This is a genomic window from Streptomyces sp. AK02-01A, from assembly GCF_033795305.1.
In the GTDB taxonomy this organism is placed as follows: Bacteria; Actinomycetota; Actinomycetes; order Streptomycetales; family Streptomycetaceae; genus Streptomyces.
Map to the genome: position 1 here is coordinate 1 of NZ_JARBAE010000065.1, position 19,561 is coordinate 19,561.

Here is a 19,561-nt window from a genome sequence, read left to right on the forward strand (position 1 = left end):
TAAAAAGGGGTTTCGTCGGGAGGGGGAGAGGGTGAAAAAAGACACCCCCCACGCCCCGCGCGACGAACGCCGCTTTCCCACCGCCACCGGAAAAGCCAACTTCACCGCCGCACCGGTGGAATTCCCCAAACTGCCGGAAGGCCGGCTGCTGCTCCAGACCCTCCGCTCCCACGACCAGTACAACACCACCATCTACGGCCTCGACGACCGCTACCGCGGCATCAAGGGCGGCCGCCGCATCGTCCTCGTCAACGCCGAGGACGCCGCAGAACTCGGCCTCGCCGACGGCTCCCGCACCGACCTGATCAGCGAATGGAAAGACGGCGTCGAACGCCGCGCACCCGGCTTCCGCGTCGTCCACTACCCCACCGCCCGCGGCTGCGCCGCCGCCTACTACCCGGAGACCAACGTCCTGGTACCTCTCGGCGCCACCGCCGACACCAGCAACACCCCCGCCAGCAAGTCCGTCGTCGTCCGCTTCGAACAGACCCGCTGACGGAATCCGCCGCAGGCCCTGTCCGGCCGGTCCCCGTGAGCCCGCGGCGACCGGCCGGACGGGGCCTGCGGCTTTTCTGCCGGGTCCGAGGAGCCCGCCGGGCCCGCGGGCCCGGCCCGAAAGAAACGGGCCTAAGCGTTCGCTCAGCGATCTGATAAGCAATACGGTGCACACACCGCACCGCAGACGATCGGAGCCGGGCCCATGGGCGAACAGAACCCCACCACGTTCCCGCAGGACATCATCGACGAATACGCCGCACTCGGCGTCGACCTGCCCGCGCTCTTCTCCGCCGGGCACCTCGGCACCCGCATGGGCGTGCACATCACCGAAGCGTCCGCCGACCGCGTCACCGGCACCATGCCCGTCGAAGGCAACACCCAGCCCTACGGACTCCTGCACGGCGGAGCGTCAGCCGTCCTCGCGGAAACCCTCGGCTCCGTCGGCGCGATGCTCCACGGCGGCAGCACCAGGATCGCCGTCGGCGTCGACCTCAACTGCACCCACCACCGCGGCGTCCGCAGCGGAATCGTCACCGGCGTCGCCACCCCCGTCCACCGCGGCCGCACCACCGCCACCTACGCCATCGTCATCACCGACGAACACGGCAAACGAGTCTGCACCGCACGGCTCACCTGTCTGCTGCGCGACGCGGGACCCGAGGGCGCCACCACCGCCTGACTCCGCCGGCGAACACCCAACGGCCAAGAGCGGGCGCGGCGTTGCCACCCATCCGCGCCCGCTCCACCACCGGCGAGCGCCGGCGACAAGCACCGGAAACCGGGCACACGCGACCCCGCGCCCACACTCCACACCGGCACCCGACACCGGCACCCGACGAGGGCACACAACAACGGCGCGCGACAACGGAAAAGAGCCACGGAACACCGGACTCCCTTTCCTGGCCGTAACACTCCGTAATACGCACGCAATACAGAAGCGGAGTCCCACCGCCCGTCCGGGCCGCCCGCGGTGATCCCGCCGCCACCCCCAAAGCGGCCAGGACCACACCACAACCCCCTTTCATCAACTCTCCTTCCGGTCCTGCTGGTTCTCACCATCCGGACACCCGAACAACCCCAAATCACCCTTTCTCTCCCACCCGCCGGAACTCCGATTCCCCTCCGTCATAACAAGAGCGTCACAGCATGGCCCGCACCTCTGCACCATCCCCACCAGCACGCTTAGAGTCACGGCCAGTCACCGCGCCACCGGATTACCTTCAGTTCGGTTCCAGCGCTCGACCCGGCGTCCCAGCAGGAACGCCGCGCCAGGGGAAAGGACTGATCGTGCGTCACCGTTCCTTGTTCATCATCACCACTGCGGTTACCGCAGGCGCCCTCACACTGTCGGCCTGCGGCTCCCGCGACGACAACGGCGGAGGCAGCGGAGGCGGCGGCGACACGACCACCGTCGTCATCGGCCTCGACGCCCCCCTCACCGGAGACCTCTCCGCACTCGGCCAGGGCATCAAGAACTCCGCCGACCTCGCCATCAAGACGGCCAACAAAAACCAAGAAGTCAAGGGCGTCACCTTCAAGCTGGAATCCCTCGACGACGTCGCGCAGGCCGCCACCGGCCAGCAGAACGCCACCAAGCTCGTCGGCGACACCGCCGTCATGGGCGTGGTCGGCCCCCTCAACTCCGACGTCGGCCAGTCCATGCAGAAGGTCTTCGCCAACGCCAACCTGGTCCAGGTCTCACCCGCCAACACCAACCCCGAACTCACCCAGGGCAAGGACTGGCAGACCGGCACCAAGGTCCGCGGCTTCAAGACGTACTTCCGCACCGCGACCACGGACGCCATCCAGGGCCCCTACGCCGCGCAGTACATGTACAACGAGAAGAAGCTCAAAAAGGTCTACGTCATCGACGACAAGAAGACCTACGGAGCCGGCCTCGCCGCGACCTTCGCGACCGAATTCAAGAAGCTCGGCGGCCAGGTGGTCGGCACCGACCACATCAACCCCGACGACAAGGACTTCTCCTCCGTCGCCAGCAAGGTCGCCCAGGCCAAGGCCGACTTCGTCTACTACGGCGGCGAATACCCCGCCGGCGCGCCCCTCGCCAGCCAGATCAAGAACGCCGGCGCCAAGATCCCCACCGTCGGCGGCGACGCGCTCTTCAGCGCCGAATACATCAAGCTCGCCAAGAAGAACTCCGAAGGCGACCTCGCCAGCTCCGTCGGCGCGCCCCTCGAAACCCTCGACACCGCCAAGAAGTTCATCGCCGACTACGACGCCGCCGGCTACAAGGACGCCTACGAGGCCTACGGCGGCTACGCCTACGACTCCACCTGGGCGATCATCCAGGCGGTCAAGGCAGTAGTCGAGAAGAACGACGGCAAGCTCCCCGAGAGCGACGACGCCCGCAAGCAGGTCACCGACGCCATGCAGAGCGTCACCTTCGACGGCGTCTCCGGAAAGGTCGGATTCGACGAATTCGGCGACACCACCAACAAGCAGCTCTCCCTCTACGAGGTCAAGGACGGCAAGCACGTCGCCGTCCAGAGCGGCGAATTCCAAGGCTGAGCCGGGCCCACCGGCCCCACCCTGAACACCACACCGCGCGGGGGCGCCACAGCGCCCCCGCGCGGCCGTATCTGACAACACCATTCGGAGGCCCCGCGGTGAACGATCTGCCGCAGCAACTTGCCAACGGCCTGCTACTCGGCGCGCTGTACGGACTCATCGCAATCGGTTACACGATGGTCTATGGCATTGTCCAGCTCATCAACTTCGCCCACGGCGAGATATTCATGATCGGCGGCTTCGGCGCGCTGACCGCCTATCTGTGGCTGCCGGACGGCACCAGCCTCATGCTCGCACTGCCGCTCATGATCCTGATGGCCATGGCCTGCTCCGTGCTCGTGGCCATGGGAGCCGAACGCTTCGCCTACCGGCCGCTGCGCACCGCCCCCCGGCTCGCCCCGCTCATCACCGCGATCGGCCTCTCCATCGCACTCCAGCAAGCCATCTGGGCGTTCTACCCCGAAGCCACCAAATCCCGGCCCTTCCCCGAATTCGAGGGCGGCAGGCTCGACTTCGGCGCCTTCGCCATCGGCCGCGGTGACCTCTTCCTCCTCATCGCCGCCCCGCTCTGCATGATCGCCCTCGGCCTGTTCGTATCCAAAACCCGCACCGGCCGCGCCATGCAGGCCACCTCGCAGGACCCCGACACCGCCAAGCTCATGGGCATCAACACCGACCGCATCATCGTCACCGCCTTCGCCATCGGTGCCGCCTTCGCCGCCATCGCCGCCGTCGCCCACGGCCTCAAATACGGCGAAGTCAACTTCCGCATGGGCTTCATCGCCGGACTCAAAGCCTTCACCGCCGCCGTCCTCGGCGGCATCGGCAACATCTACGGCGCCATGATCGGCGGACTCGTCCTCGGCCTCGCCGAAGCCATGGCCACCGCCTACATCGAGAACATCCCCGGCATGTCCCAACTCGGCGGCGGCGCCTGGAAAGACGTCTGGGCCTTCGTCCTTCTCATCCTCGTACTGCTGCTGCGGCCACAAGGCCTCCTCGGCGAACGCGTCGCGGACAGGGCGTGATACCCATGACCACCACACCACAGCACACCGCCCCCACCACCACCCGGCAGACCCCGCCGCTCATCCCACTGCCGGCCGCCGCCGCCCGCACCACCACCGCCATCGGCGCCCTCGCCACCTTCGCGAGCACCTTCCTCGCCTGGACCTGGACCTCCGAATTCCCCGGCGACCTCACCGTCACCGGCTACCCCGGCGGCCTCCAAGTCCTCACCCTCACCGGCGCACTCCTCACCCTCGTCTACGCCCTCGCCGCCCACGGCACACGCGGCCTGCGCTGGCTCTCCCCCGGCGGCAAAAACAGCCCCGTCCTCCTCCTGGCCCTCGGCACCTTCGCCACCACCTGGTACGCCATCGTGGCCATCACCGTGGAGCTCGGCGGCCTCGCCAACCTCGAACCAGGCGGCTACGTCGCCGCCATCACCTCCCTCATCACCCTCGTCGCCGCCCTCGGACTCCCCACCGACGTCCCCGGCAGCGACGACAACCCGTCCACCTGGAAGCGACTCACCCAGTCCTTCAAAGCCCCCACACCCGACAAAGCCCCACCCCTGCCCTCCTGGGCCGAAATCCTCATCATCGCCGCCGCCTTCGGCCTCGGCCTCTTCGTCTTCACCTACGGCATCGACACCGAGTACGCCGAACTCTTCATCGGCTTCCTCATCCTCGTGGCCTTCGGCGCCACCGCGGTCTCCCGAGCCGGCCTCAACCGCCGCCTCGCCACCCTCACCGCGAAACACAAGAACATCACCGTCACCGCGGCCTTCGTCGCCGCGTTCGCCTTCCCCTTCACCCAGAGCAACGACGCCTACGCCACCATCGGCGCGAACATCCTCATCTTCGCCACCGTCGCACTCGGCCTCAACGTCGTCGTCGGCCTCGCCGGCCTGCTCGACCTCGGATACGTCGCCTTCCTCGGCGTCGGCGCCTACACCGCCGCACTCGTCTCCGGCTCGCCCAGCTCCACCATCGGCATCCAACTGCCCTTCTGGGCCGCCGTCCTCGCCGGCGCCGCCGCCTCACTGATCTTCGGCGTCGTCATCGGCGCACCCACCCTGCGGCTGCACGGCGACTACCTCGCCATCGTCACCCTCGGCTTCGGCGAGATCTTCCGCATCGGCATGCAGAACATGGACGGCTCATCCGGCCCCGACGTCACCAACGGGCCCAACGGCATCCCCAACATCCCCGACCTCGAACTCTTCGGCTTCAACCTCGGAGAGCCACACACCATCCTCGGGGTCGAACTCGGCAGGTTCTCCAACTACTACCTGCTGATGCTGTTCTTCACCATCATCGTCGTCACCGTCTTCCGGCGCTCCGACCAGTCCCGCATCGGCCGCGCCTGGGTCGCCATCCGCGAAGACGAGACAGCCGCACGCGCCATGGGCATCAACGCCTTCCGGCTCAAGCTGCTCGCCTTCGCCCTCGGCGCCACCCTCGCCGGAATGGCCGGCACCGTACAGGCCCACGTGACCTTCACCGTCACCCCCGCCCAGTACAAATTCGTCGAAGCCGTACCGCCCAACTCCGCCTTCCTCCTCGCCGCCGTCATCCTCGGCGGCATGGGCACCGTCAGCGGGCCCCTCATCGGCGCCGCACTCCTCTACCTCATCCCGGCGAAACTCCAATTCATGTCCGACTACCAGCTCCTGCTCTTCGGCATCGCCCTCGTCCTGCTCATGCGATTCCGCCCCGAAGGCCTCATCGCCGACCGCAGGAAGCAGCTCGAATTCCACGAAACCGGCCAACTCGACGCTCCCAAGGGCGATATCGGCCTCAGCAAGGCGGGGGTGTGAACCACATGACCACCGACACCACCACCACCCCGGTCCTCCACGCCTCCGGCGTCACCATGCGCTTCGGCGGACTCACCGCCGTACGCGACGTCGAACTCACCGTCAACAGCGGCGAAATCGTCGGACTCATCGGACCCAACGGCGCCGGCAAAACAACCTTCTTCAACTGCCTCACCGGACTCTACGTCCCCACGGAAGGCACCGTCTCCTACAAAGGAAACGTCCTCCCGCACCAGTCCCACCTCGTCACCCAAGCCGGAATCGCCCGCACCTTCCAGAACATCCGGCTCTTCGCCAACATGACCGTCCTGGAAAACGTCCTCGTCGGCCGGCACACCCGCACAAAAGAAGGACTCTGGTCCGCGCTCCTCCGCGGCCCCGGCTTCAAAAAAGCCGAACGTGAATCCGAAGAACGCGCCATGGAACTCCTCGAATTCACCGGCCTCGCCCACAAACGCGACCACCTCGCGCGCAACCTCCCCTACGGAGAACAGCGCAAGCTCGAAATCGCACGGGCCCTCGCCAGCGAACCGGGACTCCTCCTCCTCGACGAACCCACCGCCGGCATGAACCCCCAGGAGACCAGGACCACCCAGGACCTCGTCTTCGCCATCCGCGACCAAGGCATCGCCGTCCTCGTCATCGAGCACGACATGCGCTTCATCTTCAACCTCTGCGACCGAGTCGCCGTCCTCGTCCAGGGCGAAAAACTCGTCGAAGGCACCGCCGAAATAGTCCAGGCGGACGAACGCGTCGTCGCCGCCTACCTCGGCACCCCCTACGAGGGCGCCCCGGGCGACCAGGAAACCCCCACGACGGAGGCCGCCACGACGCACAGCACCACCGGCACCGAAGGAGACAACCAGTGACCGCCCTCCTAGAGGTCGAAGACCTCAAGGTCGCCTACGGCAAAATCGAAGCCGTCAAAGGCATCTCCTTCAGCGTCGAAGCCGGCCAGATCGTCACCCTCATCGGCACCAACGGCGCCGGCAAAACCACAACACTCCGCACACTCTCCGGACTGCTCAAACCAGCCGGCGGGAAAATCACCTTCGACGGCCGGCCGCTCGGCGGAGTCGGCGCCCACAAAATCGTCGCACTCGGACTCGCACACTCCCCGGAAGGCCGCAGGATCTTCCCGCGCCTCACCATCGCCGAAAACCTCAAACTCGGCGCCTTCCTCCGTAAAGACAACGACGGAATCGCCAAAGACATCCAGCGCGCCTACGACCTCTTCCCCATCCTCGGCGAACGCAGGAAACAAGCGGCAGGCACGCTCTCCGGCGGCGAACAACAAATGCTCGCCATGGGCCGCGCACTCATGTCACGACCCAAACTCCTCATGCTCGACGAACCCTCCATGGGCCTCTCGCCGATCATGATGCAGAAAATCATGGCCACCATCAGCGAGCTCAAAGAGCAAGGCACAACGATTCTGCTCGTCGAACAGAACGCCCAAGCCGCACTCTCCCTCGCCGACCACGGCCACGTCATGGAAGTAGGAAAAATCGTCCTCTCAGGAAGCGGACAACACCTCCTCCACGACGAATCCGTACGCAAGGCATACCTCGGCGAAGACTGAAACCCACCCACACCAGAAGGCCCGCCCCAGCACAGCCGGGGCGGGCCCACGCACATCCACCAACAGAACTACTGGCCCTTCGACGCCCGCTTCTCATCAGCGTCCTCGATAACAGCCTCAGCCACCTGCTGCATCGACAACCGACGGTCCATCGACGTCTTCTGAATCCACCGGAACGCCGCCGGCTCCGTCAGCCCGTACTGCGTCTGCAGCACCGACTTCGCGCGGTCCACCAGCTTCCGTGTCTCCAGCCGCTGCGTAAGATCCGCGACCTCCCGCTCCAACGTCCGCAGCTCCGTGAACCGCGACACCGCCATCTCGATGGCCGGCACCACATCACTCTTGCTGAACGGCTTCACCAGATACGCCATCGCCCCGGCATCCCGGGCCCGCTCCACCAGATCACGCTGCGAGAACGCGGTCAGCATCAGCACCGGCGCGATCGACTCCTCGGCGATCCGCTCGGCGGCGGAGATGCCGTCCAGAACCGGCATCTTCACATCGAGGATCACCAGATCCGGCCGGTGCTCCCGGGCCAGCTCCACGGCGCGCTCACCGTCGCCGGCCTCACCGACGACCGAGTAGCCCTCTTCTTCGAGCATCTCTTTGAGGTCGAGGCGGATCAGGGCCTCGTCCTCTGCGATGACGACGCGTGTCGTCAGCGGCGGGACATGCGACTTGTCGTCATCGTCGACGGGCTGGGGCGACTCGGGGGCGGTCACGGGGGCTCCTCGTTCCAGACAGGATGCTGCTGCCCACGAGCCTACCTAGCTGCGGTATGGTTGGGGCACGGAGGGTCCTTGCCTTCCTTCGTTTCGAAGGAGCCCCGGTAGCCCAGCGGTAGAGGCCATGGATTCAAAACCCATACAGCGTCGGTTCGAATCCGACTCGGGGCACTCTCCCTTCAATTCCAAGGTCGTTCAACGCCGAGACGATCTTCACTCGCACTGGTGAACACGCTCTCGAATTGGCACTCGTCCGCTCATCGCGCGCCAGGCTCATGGTCATGTACGGCCTCGATACCCGCAAGCGCACCATCGCTCTGGTCACCCACGGCCGCAGCCTCAACGCGGTAAGCAAGCAGACCGGCATCTCACGGGCCTCGATCCGCGCCTGGCTGATCCGCGTCGAACCACTGCCTCGCATGCGCGGACAGGTCCACCCATGCACCAGGTGTCGACCCGAACCGGGCGTGCCGGCCGACCCGGCCTCGTACTCCTACCTGTTGGGCCTCTATCTCGGCGACGGCTGCATCAGTCCACAGAAGCGCGGTGGCCACCAACTACGCATCGCTTGCGCGGACGCGTGGCCCGGCCTCATCCATCAATGCCGGGCCGCCATCGAGGCCGTAAGGCCAGAAGACCGCGTGTGGATTCTGCAGAGACAAGGGTGCGTGGCGGTGACCAGTTACGGTCGGCACTGGCCGTGTCTGTTCCCTCAGCACGGCAGCGGCATGAAGCACACCCGCCCGATCGTCCTCGAATCCTGGCAGCAGGACATCGTGGACGCTCACCCGTGGGAGTTTCTCCGGGGACTGATCCACTCCGACGGCTGCCGGAACATGAACTGGACCACCCGCGTGGTTCGTGGCGAGAGGAAGCGCTACGAATACCCGCGTTACTGGTTCACGAATGTTTCCGACGACATCCGGCGGCTCTACACGGACACCCTCGACAAGGTCGGAGTCGAGTGGCGGCACTGCACCCGGGCCGGCAAGCCGTACAACATATCCGTCGCCAAGCGCGCGTCCGTCGCTCTCATGGACGCGCACATCGGGCCGAAGTACTGACCCCGGCCCGACCACACCCGCCGGTTACTTCGGGCTGTCGTCCTCACCGATGTGGTGGACGCGGACCAGGTTCGTGGAGCCGGCCACTCCGGGCGGGGAGCCCGCGGTGATCACGACGATGTCGCCCGTGTCGCAGCGGCCGATCTTCAGGAGCTGCTCGTCGACCTGCGCGACCATCGCGTCCGTGGACTCCACATGCGGGCCGAGGAAGGCTTCCACGCCCCAGGTGAGGTTGAGCTGGGCGCGGGTGGCGGGGTCCGGGGTGAAGGCGAGCAGCGGGATCGGGGAGCGGTAGCGGGAGAGTCGCTTGACGGTGTCGCCGGACTGAGTGAAGGCGACGAGGAATTTGGCGCCGAGGAAGTCGCCCATTTCGGCGGCGGCGCGGGCGACCGCACCGCCCTGGGTGCGGGGTTTGCTGCTTTCGTTGAGTTCGGGCAGGCCCTTGGCGAGGATGTCTTCCTCTGCGGCTTCGACGATGCGTCCCATCGTTTTGACGGTCTCGATGGGGTATTTGCCGACGCTGGTCTCGCCGGAGAGCATGACGGCGTCCGTGCCGTCGATGACGGCGTTGGCGACGTCGGATGCCTCGGCTCGGGTGGGGCGGGAGTTTTCGATCATCGAGTCGAGCATCTGGGTGGCGACGATGACGGGTTTGGCGTTGCGCCGGGCCAGTTTGATGGCGCGTTTCTGGACGATCGGCACGTGTTCGAGGGGCATTTCGACGCCGAGGTCGCCACGAGCCACCATGATGCCGTCGAAGGCGGCGACGATGTCGGCGATGTTGTCGACGGCCTGGGGCTTTTCGATCTTGGCGATGACGGGGATGCGGCGGTCTTCTTCGTCCATGATGCGGTGGACGTCATTGATGTCCGCTCCGCTGCGTACGAAGGAGAGCGCGATCACGTCGGCGCCGGTGCGGAGGGCCCAGCGGAGGTCGTCGATGTCTTTCTCGGAGAGCGCGGGGACGGAGACGGCGACGCCGGGGAGGTTGAGGCCCTTGTGGTCGGAGACCATGCCGCCCTCGATGACGAGAGTGTGGACGCGGGGGCCTTCGACGGAGGTCACTTCGAGGGTGACTTTGCCGTCGTCGACGAGGATGCGTTCGCCGGTGGTGACGTCGGTGGCGAGTCCTTCGTAGGTGGTGCCGCAGGTGTGGCGGTCGCCTTCGAGAGGTTCGACGGTGATGGTGAATTCGTCGCCGCGTTCAAGGAGTACGGGGCCTTCTCGGAAGCGGCCGAGGCGGATCTTCGGGCCTTGAAGGTCGGCGAGGATGCCGACACTGCGGCCGGTTTCTTCGGAGGCTTTGCGTACGCGTTGATAGCGCTCGTCGTGTTCGGCGTAGGTGCCGTGGCTGAGGTTGAGGCGAGCGACGTCCATTCCGGCTTCGACCAGGGCTTTGATCTGGTCGTATGAGTCGGTGGCGGGCCCCAGGGTACAGACGATCTTTGCTCGGCGCATATGTCGAGCCTAGACCTTACCGACGGGTAGGGAATTGGCCGTGCATGACTACCCAACAACCTTTGCGTGAAGGGTTGTTGACAAGCGTTGAACTGTGCGGGCGGGTGCTCCGATGAGCATTTTTTCTCGCGGTGCCGGTCAGGCCGTGAGGTCCGGCGGGGTCATGGTGAAGCGTGCGTTCACTTGCGCGTAGACGGTCTGGCGTTGTGGTTCGAGGTCGAGCGCGGGGGCCGTGTCGGCCGTTTCGGTGTTTGCGTATGCGGCTCTGGCGCGGGAGCCGCCGGGGGCCGGGGGCGGGCCGTATCCGGTGTTCTCGGCGCCGAGGTCGGCGAGCTCGACGAGTGCGGCGAGGCGGGCGCCGAGGGCCTCGGCGTATTCGCGGGCGCGCTGGACGGCTTCGCGTACGGCTTGGCGGCGGGCTTCGCTGTGGGCCGGTGAGTCGGGTCGGAGCGTCCACCAGGGTCCGCTGACACGGGTGAGGTCGAGGTCGGCGAGGCGGCTGGTGAGTTCACCCAGGGAGGTGAAGTCGGTGAGTTCGGCGGTGAGGTGGACGCTGCCGTGGTAGGCCCGGATGCGTTCGCCGCGGCCGTGCCGGGTGAGTTCGGGGCTGATGGAGAAGGAGCCGGTTTCCAGTTTTTCGACGGAGTCGCCGTAGGACTTGATGAGTGCGAGGACTTCGGCGTTGCGCCGGGTGAGGTCGTCGAGCGCGGTGCGCCGGTCGGTGCCGCGGGCGCTGACGGCGATGCCGATTCTGGCGATTTCGGGGTCGACTTCGAGTCGTGCTTCGCCGCGGACGGCGACTCGGGGGGTTTCGGGGGTGCCGTAGGGCGGGGCGGGGGTGGGTGCGTCGGCGTTCACGGGTGGGTCCCTTGTCCGGCGTTCGGTGTGTACGGACACTCTCGCATCCTGGTATGACCGTCGGCAGTCACCTGATCGAAACCTTGTCGTGGTGTTGCGGCGTGGCGTACTGGGCCACAATCTACGCGCGTTGTTCGTTGAGTTCGCCGGGTCTGCCGGACTGAAGGAGAAGAAATGCCGCTGAACAGAAGGACGTTCCTGGGCCGCTCGGCTGCCGCTGGTGCCGGGGTGGCGCTGGTGGGTGGGGCGGCGGTGCCGGCCGGTGCGACGGGGCGTGGTCATGGGTCGGGGCATGGTCATGGCTCGGGGCACGGGCGTCCTGGGAAGCGGTATTCGTTCACTGTGATGGGGACGACGGATCTGCATGGGAACGTCTTCAACTGGGACTACTTCACGGACAAGGAGTTCGATGACGCGGCCCACAACGATGTGGGTCTGGCGAAGATCTCGACGCTGGTCGAGGGGATTCGCCGGGAGAAGGGCCGTGGTAACACTCTGTTGATCGACGCGGGTGACACGATCCAGGGCACTCAGTTGTCGTACTACTACGCCAAGATCGATCCGATCACGGCGAAGCGCGGGCCGGTACATCCGATGGCGCAGGCGATGAACGCGATCGGTTATGACGCGGCGGCGCTCGGCAATCATGAGTTCAATTACGGTATTCCGGTGCTGCGGAAGTTCGAGGAGCAGTGTGATTTCCCGCTGCTGGGTGCGAACGCGCTGGACGCGAGGACGTTGAAGCCGGCGTTCGCGCCGTATGTGATCAAGAGGTTGCGGACGCCGCACGGTCAGGATGTGCGGGTGGCCGTTCTGGGTCTGACGAATCCGGGGATCGCGATCTGGGACAAGGCGAATGTGCAGGGGAAGATGACGTTCCCGGGTCTGGAGGAGCAGGCCGCGAAGTGGGTGCCGAAGTTGCGTTCGATGGGTGCCGATGTGGTGATCGTGTCGGCGCATTCGGGGACGGACGGGTCGTCGTCGTACGGTGATCAGGTGCCGTATGTGGAGAACGCGGCGACGCTGGTGGCGGAGAATGTGCCGGGCATTGACGCGATTCTGGTGGGGCACGCGCACGCGGAGATCCCTGAGCGGCGGGTCGTGAACAAGAAGACCGGCCGGGAGGTCGTGCTGTCGGAGCCGGCGAAGTGGGGTCAGCGGCTGACTGTCTTCGATTTCGATCTGGTGTGGGAGCGGGGCGGCTGGGCGGTTGAGCGGGCCGGTTCGAAGGTGCTCAACTCGAACACGTCGGTGGAGGACCGGAAGATCACGCGCCTGCTGTCGGACGAGCACGCCAAGGCGGTGGCGTACGTCAACCAGGTCATCGGTACGTCGACGGTGGCGATGTCCACGGTGGACGCGCCGTGGCAGGACGAGCCGATCATCGACTTGATCAATCATGTGCAGACGGAGACGGTGCGGGCGGCGCTGGCGGGTGGCGAGTGGGCGGCGCTGCCGGTGTTGTCGCAGGCGTCGTGTTTCTCGCGTACGGCGGCGATTCCGGCTGGTGAGGTGACCATCAAGGACGCGGCCGGGCTGTATCCGTTCGAGAACACGATGGAGGCGCGGCTGCTGACGGGGGCGCAGATCAAGGAGTATCTGGAGTTCTCGGCGCGGTATTACGTGCAGACGGCGGCGGGAGCGCCGGTGGATACGTCGAAGTTGACGAACGCGGGTAATACGCCGGATTACAACTATGACGTGGTGTCGGGTGTGACGTATGAGATCGATGTCGCGAAGCCGGCCGGGTCGCGTATCGCGGATCTGCGGTTCGACGGTGCACCGTTGGATCCGGCGGCGAGGTTTGTGCTGGCGGTGAATAATTACCGGGCGAGCGGCGGCGGGAATTTCCCGCATGTCGCCGCCGCTCAGCAGTTGTGGTCGAATTCGGATGAGATTCGTAACACGATCATCGGTTGGGTGAAGGATGCGGGCACGGTGGATCCGGCGGTGTTCGCTTCGGTGGGGTGGAAGCTGACGCGGGACGGTGTGCCGGTTTTCTGATCCGGTGCCCGGGCGTGTTCAGCGTGCTTCGGTGAGTGGGACCAGGCCCCTCGGTGTGGGTACCGGGCGGGCCTGGTTCTGTGTGTGGAGTCCGAAGGTGGTGAAGGCGGTGCGGCGGGGCAGCGGATAGGGCTCTTTGCCGGTGAGGTGGTTGAGGATGGTGGCGCTGCGCCAGGCGGCGAGTCCGAGGTCGGGGGCGCCGACGCCGTGGGTGTGGCGTTCGGCGTTCTGTACGTAGATGGAGCCGGTGATGGCGGGGTCGAGTGCGAGGCGGTAGTGCTCGTCGATGTGGTGGCGTCCCGCGGTGTCGCGGTGGAGGTGCGGTTCGAGTCCGGCGAGAAGGCGGTCGAGAGGGCGTTCGCGGTAGCCGGTGGCGAGGACGACGGCGTTGGTGGTGAGGCGGCTGCGGGTGTTCTGCCGGTCGTGTTCGAGGTGGAGTTCGATTTTGGTGGTGGCGATGCGGCCCGCGGTGCGGACGGTGACTCCGGGGGTGAGGACGGTGTCGGGCCAGCCGCCGTGGAGGGTGCGGCGGTAGAGCTCGTCGTGGATGGCGGCGATGGTGTCGGCGTCGATGCCTTTGTGGAGCTGCCATTGGCGCGGGACGAGGTCGTCGCGTGCTTGTCCGGACAGGGCGTGGAAGTAGCGGGTGTAGTCGGGAGTGAATTGTTCGAGGCCGAGCTTGGAGTACTCCATGGGTGCGAAGGCTTCGGTGCGGGCGAGCCAGTGGATTTTCTCGGCTCCGGCGGGGCGGGCGCGGAGGAGGTCGAGGTAGATCTCGGCGCCGGACTGTCCTGATCCGATGACGGTGATGTGTTCGGCGGCGAGGAGCTGTTCGCGGTGGTGGAGGTAGTCGGCGGAGTGGATGACGGGTGCGGCGGGGGCTTCGACGAGTGGTTTGAGTGGTTCTGGGATGTGCGGTTCGGTGCCGATGCCGAGTGCGATGTGGCGGGTGTGGGTGCGGCCGAGGGCTTCGGCTTCGCCGTCTTGGCCGAGTTGGGTGAAGTCGATTTCGAAGAGCCGGCGTTCCGGGTTCCAGCGGACGGCGTCGATCTGGTGGCCGAAGTGGAGTCCGGGGAGTTGTTCGCTGGTCCAGCGGCAGTAGGCGTCGTATTCGGCGCGTTGGATGTGGAAGCGTTCGGCGACGTAGAACGGGTAGAGCCGGTCGCGTGCGCGGAGGTAGCTGAGGAAGGACCAGGGGCTGGCGGGGTCGGCGAGGGTGACGAGGTCGGCGAGGAAGGGCACTTGGAGGGTGGCGCCTTCGATGAGGAGGCCGGGGTGCCAGTGGAAGGCGTGGCGTTGTTCGTAGAAGGCGGTGGAGAGGCCGCCGTGGATGCCGTCGGCGAGGGCGGCGAGGGAGAGGTTGAAGGGGCCGATGCCGATGCCCACGAGGTCGTGCGGCTGGTCGAGGTCGGTTGGCTGGGGGGTCATCGGCGGGTGCTGCCTTCCACGAGTTTGAGAAGTGTTTCGAGGTCGTCGGGGGTGGTGTGGGGGTTGAGGATGGTGGCTTTGAGCCAGAGGCGGCCGTTGGCGCGGGCCCGGCCGAGGACGGCGGTGCCTTGGGTGAGGAGGGTGCGGCGGATGTCGGCGACGGTGTGGTCGGGTGCGCCGGTGGGGCGGAACAGCACGGTGGTGAGGGTGGGCTGTCCGTGGAGTTCGAGGCCGGGGTGGTTTTCGACGAGGCGCGCGAGGTGGTGTGCGGCGGCGCAGGTGTGGTCGATGAGTGTGGCGAGTCCGGTGCGGCCGAGGGCTTTGAGGGTGACGGCGGTTTTGAGGATGTCGGGGCGGCGGGTGGTGCGCAGGGAGCGGCCGAGGAGGTCGGGCAGTCCGGCTTCGGTGTCGTCGTCGGCGTTGAGGTAGTCGGCGGTGTGGCCGAGTGGTGCGAGGTGGGTGGTGTCGGGCACGGCGAGGAGGCCGGCCGGGGCGGGTTGCCAGCCGAGTTTGTGCAGGTCGAGGGCGACGGAGTGGGCGCGGTCGAGTCCGTTGAGCGCGGTGCGGCGGGTGGGGCTGAAGAGGAGGGGGCCGCCGTAGGAGGCGTCGATGTGGAGTTCGGCGTGGTGGGTGGCGCAGAGGTCGGCGATGGCGGTGAGTGGGTCGATGTGGCCGGTGTCGGTGGTTCCGGCGGTGGCGGTGACGAGCAGTGGTGGGTGCAGGTCGGTGAGGATCTGGCGGAGTGCGGGCAGGTCGATGGTGCCGTTCGGGGCGGGGACGGTGAGGGGCTGGGGCAGGCCGAGGAGCCAGGCGGCACGGTGGATGGAGTGGTGGGTGTTGGTGCCGCAGACGATCTGGATGTGGCCGTGGCGTTCGCGGGCGAGGAGAAGTGCGAGGAGGTTGGATTCGGTGCCGCCGGTGGTGACGAGGGCGTCGGGCTCGGTGTGGTGGGGGTAGATCTCGGCGGCGAGTGCCCGGGTGACGAGTGTTTCGAGTGTGGAGGCGGCCGGTGCCTGGTCCCAGGAGTCCATGGAGGGGTTGAGCGCGGACGCGGCGAGGTCGGCGGCGACGGCGAGTGCCAGCGGCGGGGTGTGGAGGTGGGCGGCGCAGAGTGGGTCGGCGGGGTCGGCGGCGCCTTGGGCGAGGGTGTGGACGAGGGTGCGCAGGGCGTGGTGGGCGCCGGTGCCTTCGTCGGGGAGTACGGGTTCGGCGGCTGCCCGGGTCCGCTGGTCGATGCGGGCGGGTCCGCCGGCGGGGAGTGGCCCGTGGCGTTCCGCGGCGCCGTCGCGCAGCGCGTCGAGCACGGTGGCGAGGAGCGGCCGTAGTGTGTTCGGTCCGTGTTCGCCGCCGGCGAGCGGCGGGAGCGGTGTGGGGGGTCGCGTGTCCGGGTGGGTGAGGGGCGGCGTGCTCATGGGGGGTCCTTCGGTTACGCGGGGGCACCAGGGTGTCCGGGTTTCGGTGGTGGTGCCCGTGGTGCACAACGATCCGAACCCGAAAGTGGTACTGCCGCGCGGTGAAGGACAGTGAGGAGCGTGCCGGCTGCTATGGCGTGATGCCGGGCGGCCGCCTCGGGCTCCGGCGTACGGGTGGAGGCGTGTACGCGCGTTCGGAGGTCTCGGGGCGGCCGCGCCGCGGGGTGTGGCCGGGTCAGACGGTGCGGATCCGCAGCGCCCGGTCCAGGTCGTCGAGTTGGTCGACGAGTTTGCGGCGCAGTGCCGGGATCATGTCGGCGTTGTCGAGGCAGTCCTGGCCGAGGCGCAGTGATGTCTGGTCAACGGCGTGGACGGGGAAGGCGTATCGTCCGGCGGCGTCGGCGATGGCGGGGCCCCGGCGGTTGGCGAGGGCTACGGCCTCGGGGTAGTAGCGGGGTACGTATTCCCGTACCAGTGCGGCTTGTTCGGGCTGCCAGAAGCCTTGGGCGGTGGCGGCGAACAGGTAGTTGGAGAGGTCGTCGCCGGCGAAGAGCCGGGCCCAGGCGTCGGCTTTGGCGGCGGCGTCGGGCAGCGCGGCGTGGCAGCGGGCGGCGCCTTCCTGGCCGGTGGCGCTGGGGTCCCGGTCGAGTTCGCGGGTGATCGCGGTGTGGTCGGTGGCGCCGAGGACGGCGAGCCGGGTGAGGATGCGCCAGCGCAGTTCCGGGTCGAGTTCGGGGCCGCCGGGGACGCCCCCGGAGGTGAGCCAGTCCTGGATGGTGTCGGGCTGGGTGGCGGCGTCGATGAAGTGGCGTACGGCGGTGAGCCGGAGGCCGGGGTTGTTGCCGTCCTCGGTGCGGCGGATCAGGTCGCGGCTGATGTCGGTGAGGGTGGTGAGGGCCGCGGGCCGGCCGGCGGGGCCGAGATAGCGGTTGGTGATGTGGGTGGCGGCGAAGGTGAGGACGCCCTGGACGAGGGCGAGGTCCGTTTCGTGCGGGAGGTGGGCGCGGGCGGCGTCCAGGTAGGCGGTGGGTGCGAGTTCGCCGTCGCGGACCATGTCGCGGGCGGCGTTCCAGACGACGGCGCGGGTGAGGGGTCCGGGGATGCCGGAGAGGGCGCTGAGGGCGGTGTCCCAGGACATGGTGTCGAGGCGGACCTTGGCGTAGGTCAGGTCGTCGTCGTTGAGGACGAGGAGCGCGGGACGGCGGCCGGGACGGACGGTGGGGCCGCCGGTGGCCGGAAGGTCGAGTTCGACGCGTTCGCGTGCCACGAGCCGGTTGGGGTCGGCGACGTCGCGGTCGTATACGCCGGCGGCGAGGCGGTGGGGCCGGCTGCCGTCGTGTGTGACGTCGAGGATCCATTCGGTCTCGGTGGCGGTGATCTCGGGCGTGAGGGTGTCGATGCCGGTGGTGCGGAGCCATTGGGCGGCCCAGGCGTGGACGTCGCGGTCGGTGGCCTGGGCGAGGGAGTCGATGAAGTCGGCGAGCGTGGCGTTGGCGAATTTGTGCCGGGCGAAGTGGATGTTGATGCCGGCGAGGAAGTCTTTTTCGCCGAGCCAGGTGACGAGCTGGCGCAGCGCGGAGGCGCCCTTGGCGTAGGAGATGCCGTCGAAGTTGAGCAGTGCGGAGGCGGTGTCGGGGACGGCTTCCGGGTCGGGTGCGACGGGGTGGGTGGAGGGCCGCTGGTCGGCGTCGTAGCCCCAGCTTTTGCGGCCGATGCCGAAGTCGACCCAGGTGTCGGTGAAGCGGGTGGCTTCGGTGAGGGTCTGGTAGCCCATGTATTCGGCGAAGGACTCGTTGAGCCAGATGTCGTCCCACCAGGTGAGGGTGACGAGGTCGCCGAACCACATGTGGGCCATCTCGTGGGCGATGACCATGGCGCGGGTCTGGCGTTCGGTGTCGGTGACGGCGGAGCGGTAGACGAATTCGTCGCGGAAGGTGACCAGGCCGGGGTTTTCCATGGCTCCGGCGTTGAATTCCGGGACGAACGCCTGGTCGTAGGAGTCGAAGGGGTAGGGCTCCTCGAATTTCTCGTGGTAGCGGTCGTAGCAGGCGCGGGTGATGTCGAGGATCTCGTCGGCGTCGGTGTCGAGGTGCGGTGCGAGGGAGCGGCGGCAGTGGATGCCGAAGGGCAGTCCGGCGTGTTCGGTGCGGACGGAGTGCCAGGGGCCGGCGGCGATCGCGACGAGATAGGTGGAGATGAGCGGGGTGGGAGCGATGGCCCACTGGCGGGTGCCGGTCTGCTGGGCGATGCCGTTGCCGAGGACGGTCCAGTGTTCCGGTGCGGTGACGGTCAGTTCGAAGACCGATTTGAGGTCGGGCTGGTCGAAGGCGGCGAAGACGCGCTGGACGTCTTCCATGAAGAGCTGGGTGTAGACGTATGTCTCGCCGTCGGCGGGGTCGGTGAAGCGGTGCATGCCTTCGCCGGTGCGGGAGTAGCGCATGGCGGCGTCGACGCGCAGTTCGTGTTCGCCCGTGTCGAGGCCGGTGAGGTGGAGCCGGTTCTCGGTGAGTCCCGCGGGGTCGAGGGGGCGGCCGTCGAGAGTGACGGTGCGCAGCTCGGCGGGCTTGAGCTCGACGAAGGTGTCTCCGGCCGTCCGTGCGGTGAACCGGATGACGGTGTGGGAGTCGAAGGTGTCCTCGCCGGTGGTCAGATCGAGTGCGATCGTGTATCGGTGGACGTCGAGGAACTGGGCTCGGGTCTGCGCTTCGTCGCGCGTCAGTACGGACATGGGGCCATGCTGCCCGATGGGCCGTGGGCGGCGCATCAGGGTTCACCAATCGGTAGGCGCGCCTGTTTCTTGGTCTCCGCCGCTGGTCAGGGGCTTGTCCGCGAGGCGTTCATGGTGCCGGATGACTTCGGCGATGATGAAGTTGAGAAGCTTTTCGGCGAAGGCCGGGTCCAGTTTGGCGCTCTCGGCGAGTTGCCGGAGCCGGGTGATCTGGCGGGCTTCGCGGGCCGGGTCGGCGGGCGGAAGCTGGTGTTCGGCTTTGAGGACGCCGACTTGCTGGGTGCATTTGAAGCGCTCGGCGAGCATATGGACGAGGGCCGCGTCGATGTTGTCGATGCTCTCGCGGAGGCGGTTCAGTTCGGCCCGTACGGAGTCGTCGATGCCGTGGTCGCTCGTGGTCATGGTCCGGAAGCTTAAGGGCTGTCCCGTAGTCCCGGGCGGGCGCGCGACG

The 19,561-nt window shown here is 67.3% G+C and carries 16 protein-coding genes and 1 tRNA gene; 10 read left to right on the forward strand and 7 right to left on the reverse strand.

From position 1 onward, the window contains the following. From PV679_RS33635 to PV679_RS33665, 7 genes are all read left to right on the forward strand, one after another. A partial coding sequence (locus tag PV679_RS33635) for a molybdopterin dinucleotide binding domain-containing protein (protein ID WP_319684790.1) occupies nt 1–496 on the forward strand: 496 nt, incomplete at its 5' end. A gap of 204 nt (nt 497–700) precedes the next feature. Next, on the forward strand, nt 701–1,177 hold the full coding sequence (locus PV679_RS33640) for a hotdog fold thioesterase (protein WP_319684792.1): 477 nt from the start codon (nt 701–703) through the stop codon (nt 1,175–1,177). A 608-nt stretch (nt 1,178–1,785) separates the two neighbouring features. Then, entirely contained in the window at nt 1,786–3,027 is a 1,242-nt protein-coding gene (locus PV679_RS33645; protein WP_319684794.1) for a branched-chain amino acid ABC transporter substrate-binding protein, read from the forward strand. 98 nt (nt 3,028–3,125) lie between these two features. Continuing rightward, the gene (locus tag PV679_RS33650; protein ID WP_319684796.1) at nt 3,126–4,055 is read left to right on the forward strand and encodes a branched-chain amino acid ABC transporter permease; all 930 of its coding nucleotides are present in this window, start codon (nt 3,126–3,128) and stop codon (nt 4,053–4,055) included. Nucleotides 4,056–4,060: 5 nt separating this feature from the next. Continuing rightward, nucleotides 4,061–5,851: a branched-chain amino acid ABC transporter permease gene (locus PV679_RS33655; protein WP_319684798.1), complete on the forward strand. Its 1,791-nt coding sequence runs from the start codon at nt 4,061–4,063 to the stop codon at nt 5,849–5,851. A 5-nt stretch (nt 5,852–5,856) separates the two neighbouring features. Continuing rightward, entirely contained in the window at nt 5,857–6,720 is an 864-nt protein-coding gene (locus PV679_RS33660; protein ID WP_319684800.1) for an ABC transporter ATP-binding protein, read from the forward strand. Continuing rightward, on the forward strand, nt 6,717–7,433 hold the full coding sequence (locus PV679_RS33665) for an ABC transporter ATP-binding protein (protein ID WP_319684802.1): 717 nt from the start codon (nt 6,717–6,719) through the stop codon (nt 7,431–7,433). The genes PV679_RS33660 and PV679_RS33665 overlap by 4 nt, the downstream gene beginning before the upstream one ends. A 68-nt stretch (nt 7,434–7,501) precedes the next feature. On the opposite strand, the gene PV679_RS33670 is transcribed toward PV679_RS33665, so the two are convergent. After that, entirely contained in the window at nt 7,502–8,155 is a 654-nt protein-coding gene (locus PV679_RS33670) for an ANTAR domain-containing response regulator (protein WP_319684804.1), read from the reverse strand. Nucleotides 8,156–8,256: 101 nt separating this feature from the next. Between PV679_RS33670 and PV679_RS33675 the strand changes: the two genes are divergently transcribed. Together PV679_RS33675 and PV679_RS33680 are read left to right on the forward strand one after the other, a co-directional pair. Further along, nucleotides 8,257–8,329, forward strand: a tRNA-Leu gene (locus tag PV679_RS33675). A 110-nt stretch (nt 8,330–8,439) separates the two neighbouring features. After that, entirely contained in the window at nt 8,440–9,222 is a 783-nt protein-coding gene (locus PV679_RS33680; protein ID WP_319684806.1) for a transcriptional regulator, read from the forward strand. A 24-nt stretch (nt 9,223–9,246) separates the two neighbouring features. On the opposite strand, the gene pyk is transcribed toward PV679_RS33680, so the two are convergent. Further along, on the reverse strand, nt 9,247–10,680 hold the full coding sequence (gene pyk, locus PV679_RS33685) for a pyruvate kinase (RefSeq protein WP_319684807.1): 1,434 nt from the start codon (nt 10,678–10,680) through the stop codon (nt 9,247–9,249). Between the two features lie 138 nt (nt 10,681–10,818). Continuing rightward, a complete protein-coding gene (locus tag PV679_RS33690; RefSeq protein ID WP_319684808.1) occupies nt 10,819–11,538 on the reverse strand; it encodes an SIMPL domain-containing protein in 720 nt (239 codons plus the stop codon). Between the two features lie 174 nt (nt 11,539–11,712). Between PV679_RS33690 and PV679_RS33695 the strand changes: the two genes are divergently transcribed. Beyond that, nucleotides 11,713–13,542, forward strand: a complete 1,830-nt coding sequence (locus tag PV679_RS33695) for a bifunctional metallophosphatase/5'-nucleotidase (protein ID WP_319684810.1) — start codon at nt 11,713–11,715, stop codon at nt 13,540–13,542. An 18-nt stretch (nt 13,543–13,560) separates the two neighbouring features. On the opposite strand, the gene PV679_RS33700 is transcribed toward PV679_RS33695, so the two are convergent. From PV679_RS33700 to PV679_RS33715, 4 genes are all read right to left on the reverse strand, one after another. After that, nucleotides 13,561–14,970, reverse strand: coding sequence for a lysine N(6)-hydroxylase/L-ornithine N(5)-oxygenase family protein (locus PV679_RS33700; protein WP_319684812.1), 1,410 nt, complete (start codon nt 14,968–14,970; stop codon nt 13,561–13,563). Next, nucleotides 14,967–16,382 carry a pyridoxal phosphate-dependent decarboxylase family protein gene (locus PV679_RS33705; RefSeq protein ID WP_319684814.1) on the reverse strand — a complete coding sequence of 472 codons (1,416 nt, stop codon included), beginning with the start codon at nt 16,380–16,382 and terminating at the stop codon, nt 14,967–14,969. The genes PV679_RS33700 and PV679_RS33705 overlap by 4 nt, the downstream gene beginning before the upstream one ends. Nucleotides 16,383–16,617: 235 nt before the next feature. After that, on the reverse strand, nt 16,618–19,110 hold the full coding sequence (pepN, locus tag PV679_RS33710) for an aminopeptidase N (RefSeq protein ID WP_319684817.1): 2,493 nt from the start codon (nt 19,108–19,110) through the stop codon (nt 16,618–16,620). A gap of 42 nt (nt 19,111–19,152) precedes the next feature. Beyond that, nucleotides 19,153–19,512 carry a chorismate mutase gene (locus tag PV679_RS33715; protein ID WP_319684819.1) on the reverse strand — a complete coding sequence of 120 codons (360 nt, stop codon included), beginning with the start codon at nt 19,510–19,512 and terminating at the stop codon, nt 19,153–19,155. Nucleotides 19,513–19,561 lie beyond the last annotated feature (49 nt).

Excerpts from the sequence above, each read along its gene's own strand:
- PV679_RS33715 (WP_319684819.1), bottom strand. The coding sequence starts at position 19,512 with ATGACCACGAGCGACCACGGCATCGACGACTCCGTACGGGCCGAACTG.
- PV679_RS33705 (WP_319684814.1), bottom strand. The coding sequence starts at position 16,382 with ATGAGCACGCCGCCCCTCACCCACCCGGACACGCGACCCCCCACACCG.
- PV679_RS33695 (WP_319684810.1), top strand. The coding sequence starts at position 11,713 with ATGCCGCTGAACAGAAGGACGTTCCTGGGCCGCTCGGCTGCCGCTGGT.
- PV679_RS33700 (WP_319684812.1), bottom strand. The coding sequence starts at position 14,970 with ATGACCCCCCAGCCAACCGACCTCGACCAGCCGCACGACCTCGTGGGC.
- PV679_RS33680 (WP_319684806.1), top strand. The coding sequence starts at position 8,440 with ATGTACGGCCTCGATACCCGCAAGCGCACCATCGCTCTGGTCACCCAC.
- PV679_RS33655 (WP_319684798.1), top strand. The coding sequence starts at position 4,061 with ATGACCACCACACCACAGCACACCGCCCCCACCACCACCCGGCAGACC.
- pyk (WP_319684807.1), bottom strand. The coding sequence starts at position 10,680 with ATGCGCCGAGCAAAGATCGTCTGTACCCTGGGGCCCGCCACCGACTCA.
- PV679_RS33660 (WP_319684800.1), top strand. The coding sequence starts at position 5,857 with ATGACCACCGACACCACCACCACCCCGGTCCTCCACGCCTCCGGCGTC.
- pepN (WP_319684817.1), bottom strand. The coding sequence starts at position 19,110 with ATGTCCGTACTGACGCGCGACGAAGCGCAGACCCGAGCCCAGTTCCTC.
- PV679_RS33640 (WP_319684792.1), top strand. The coding sequence starts at position 701 with ATGGGCGAACAGAACCCCACCACGTTCCCGCAGGACATCATCGACGAA.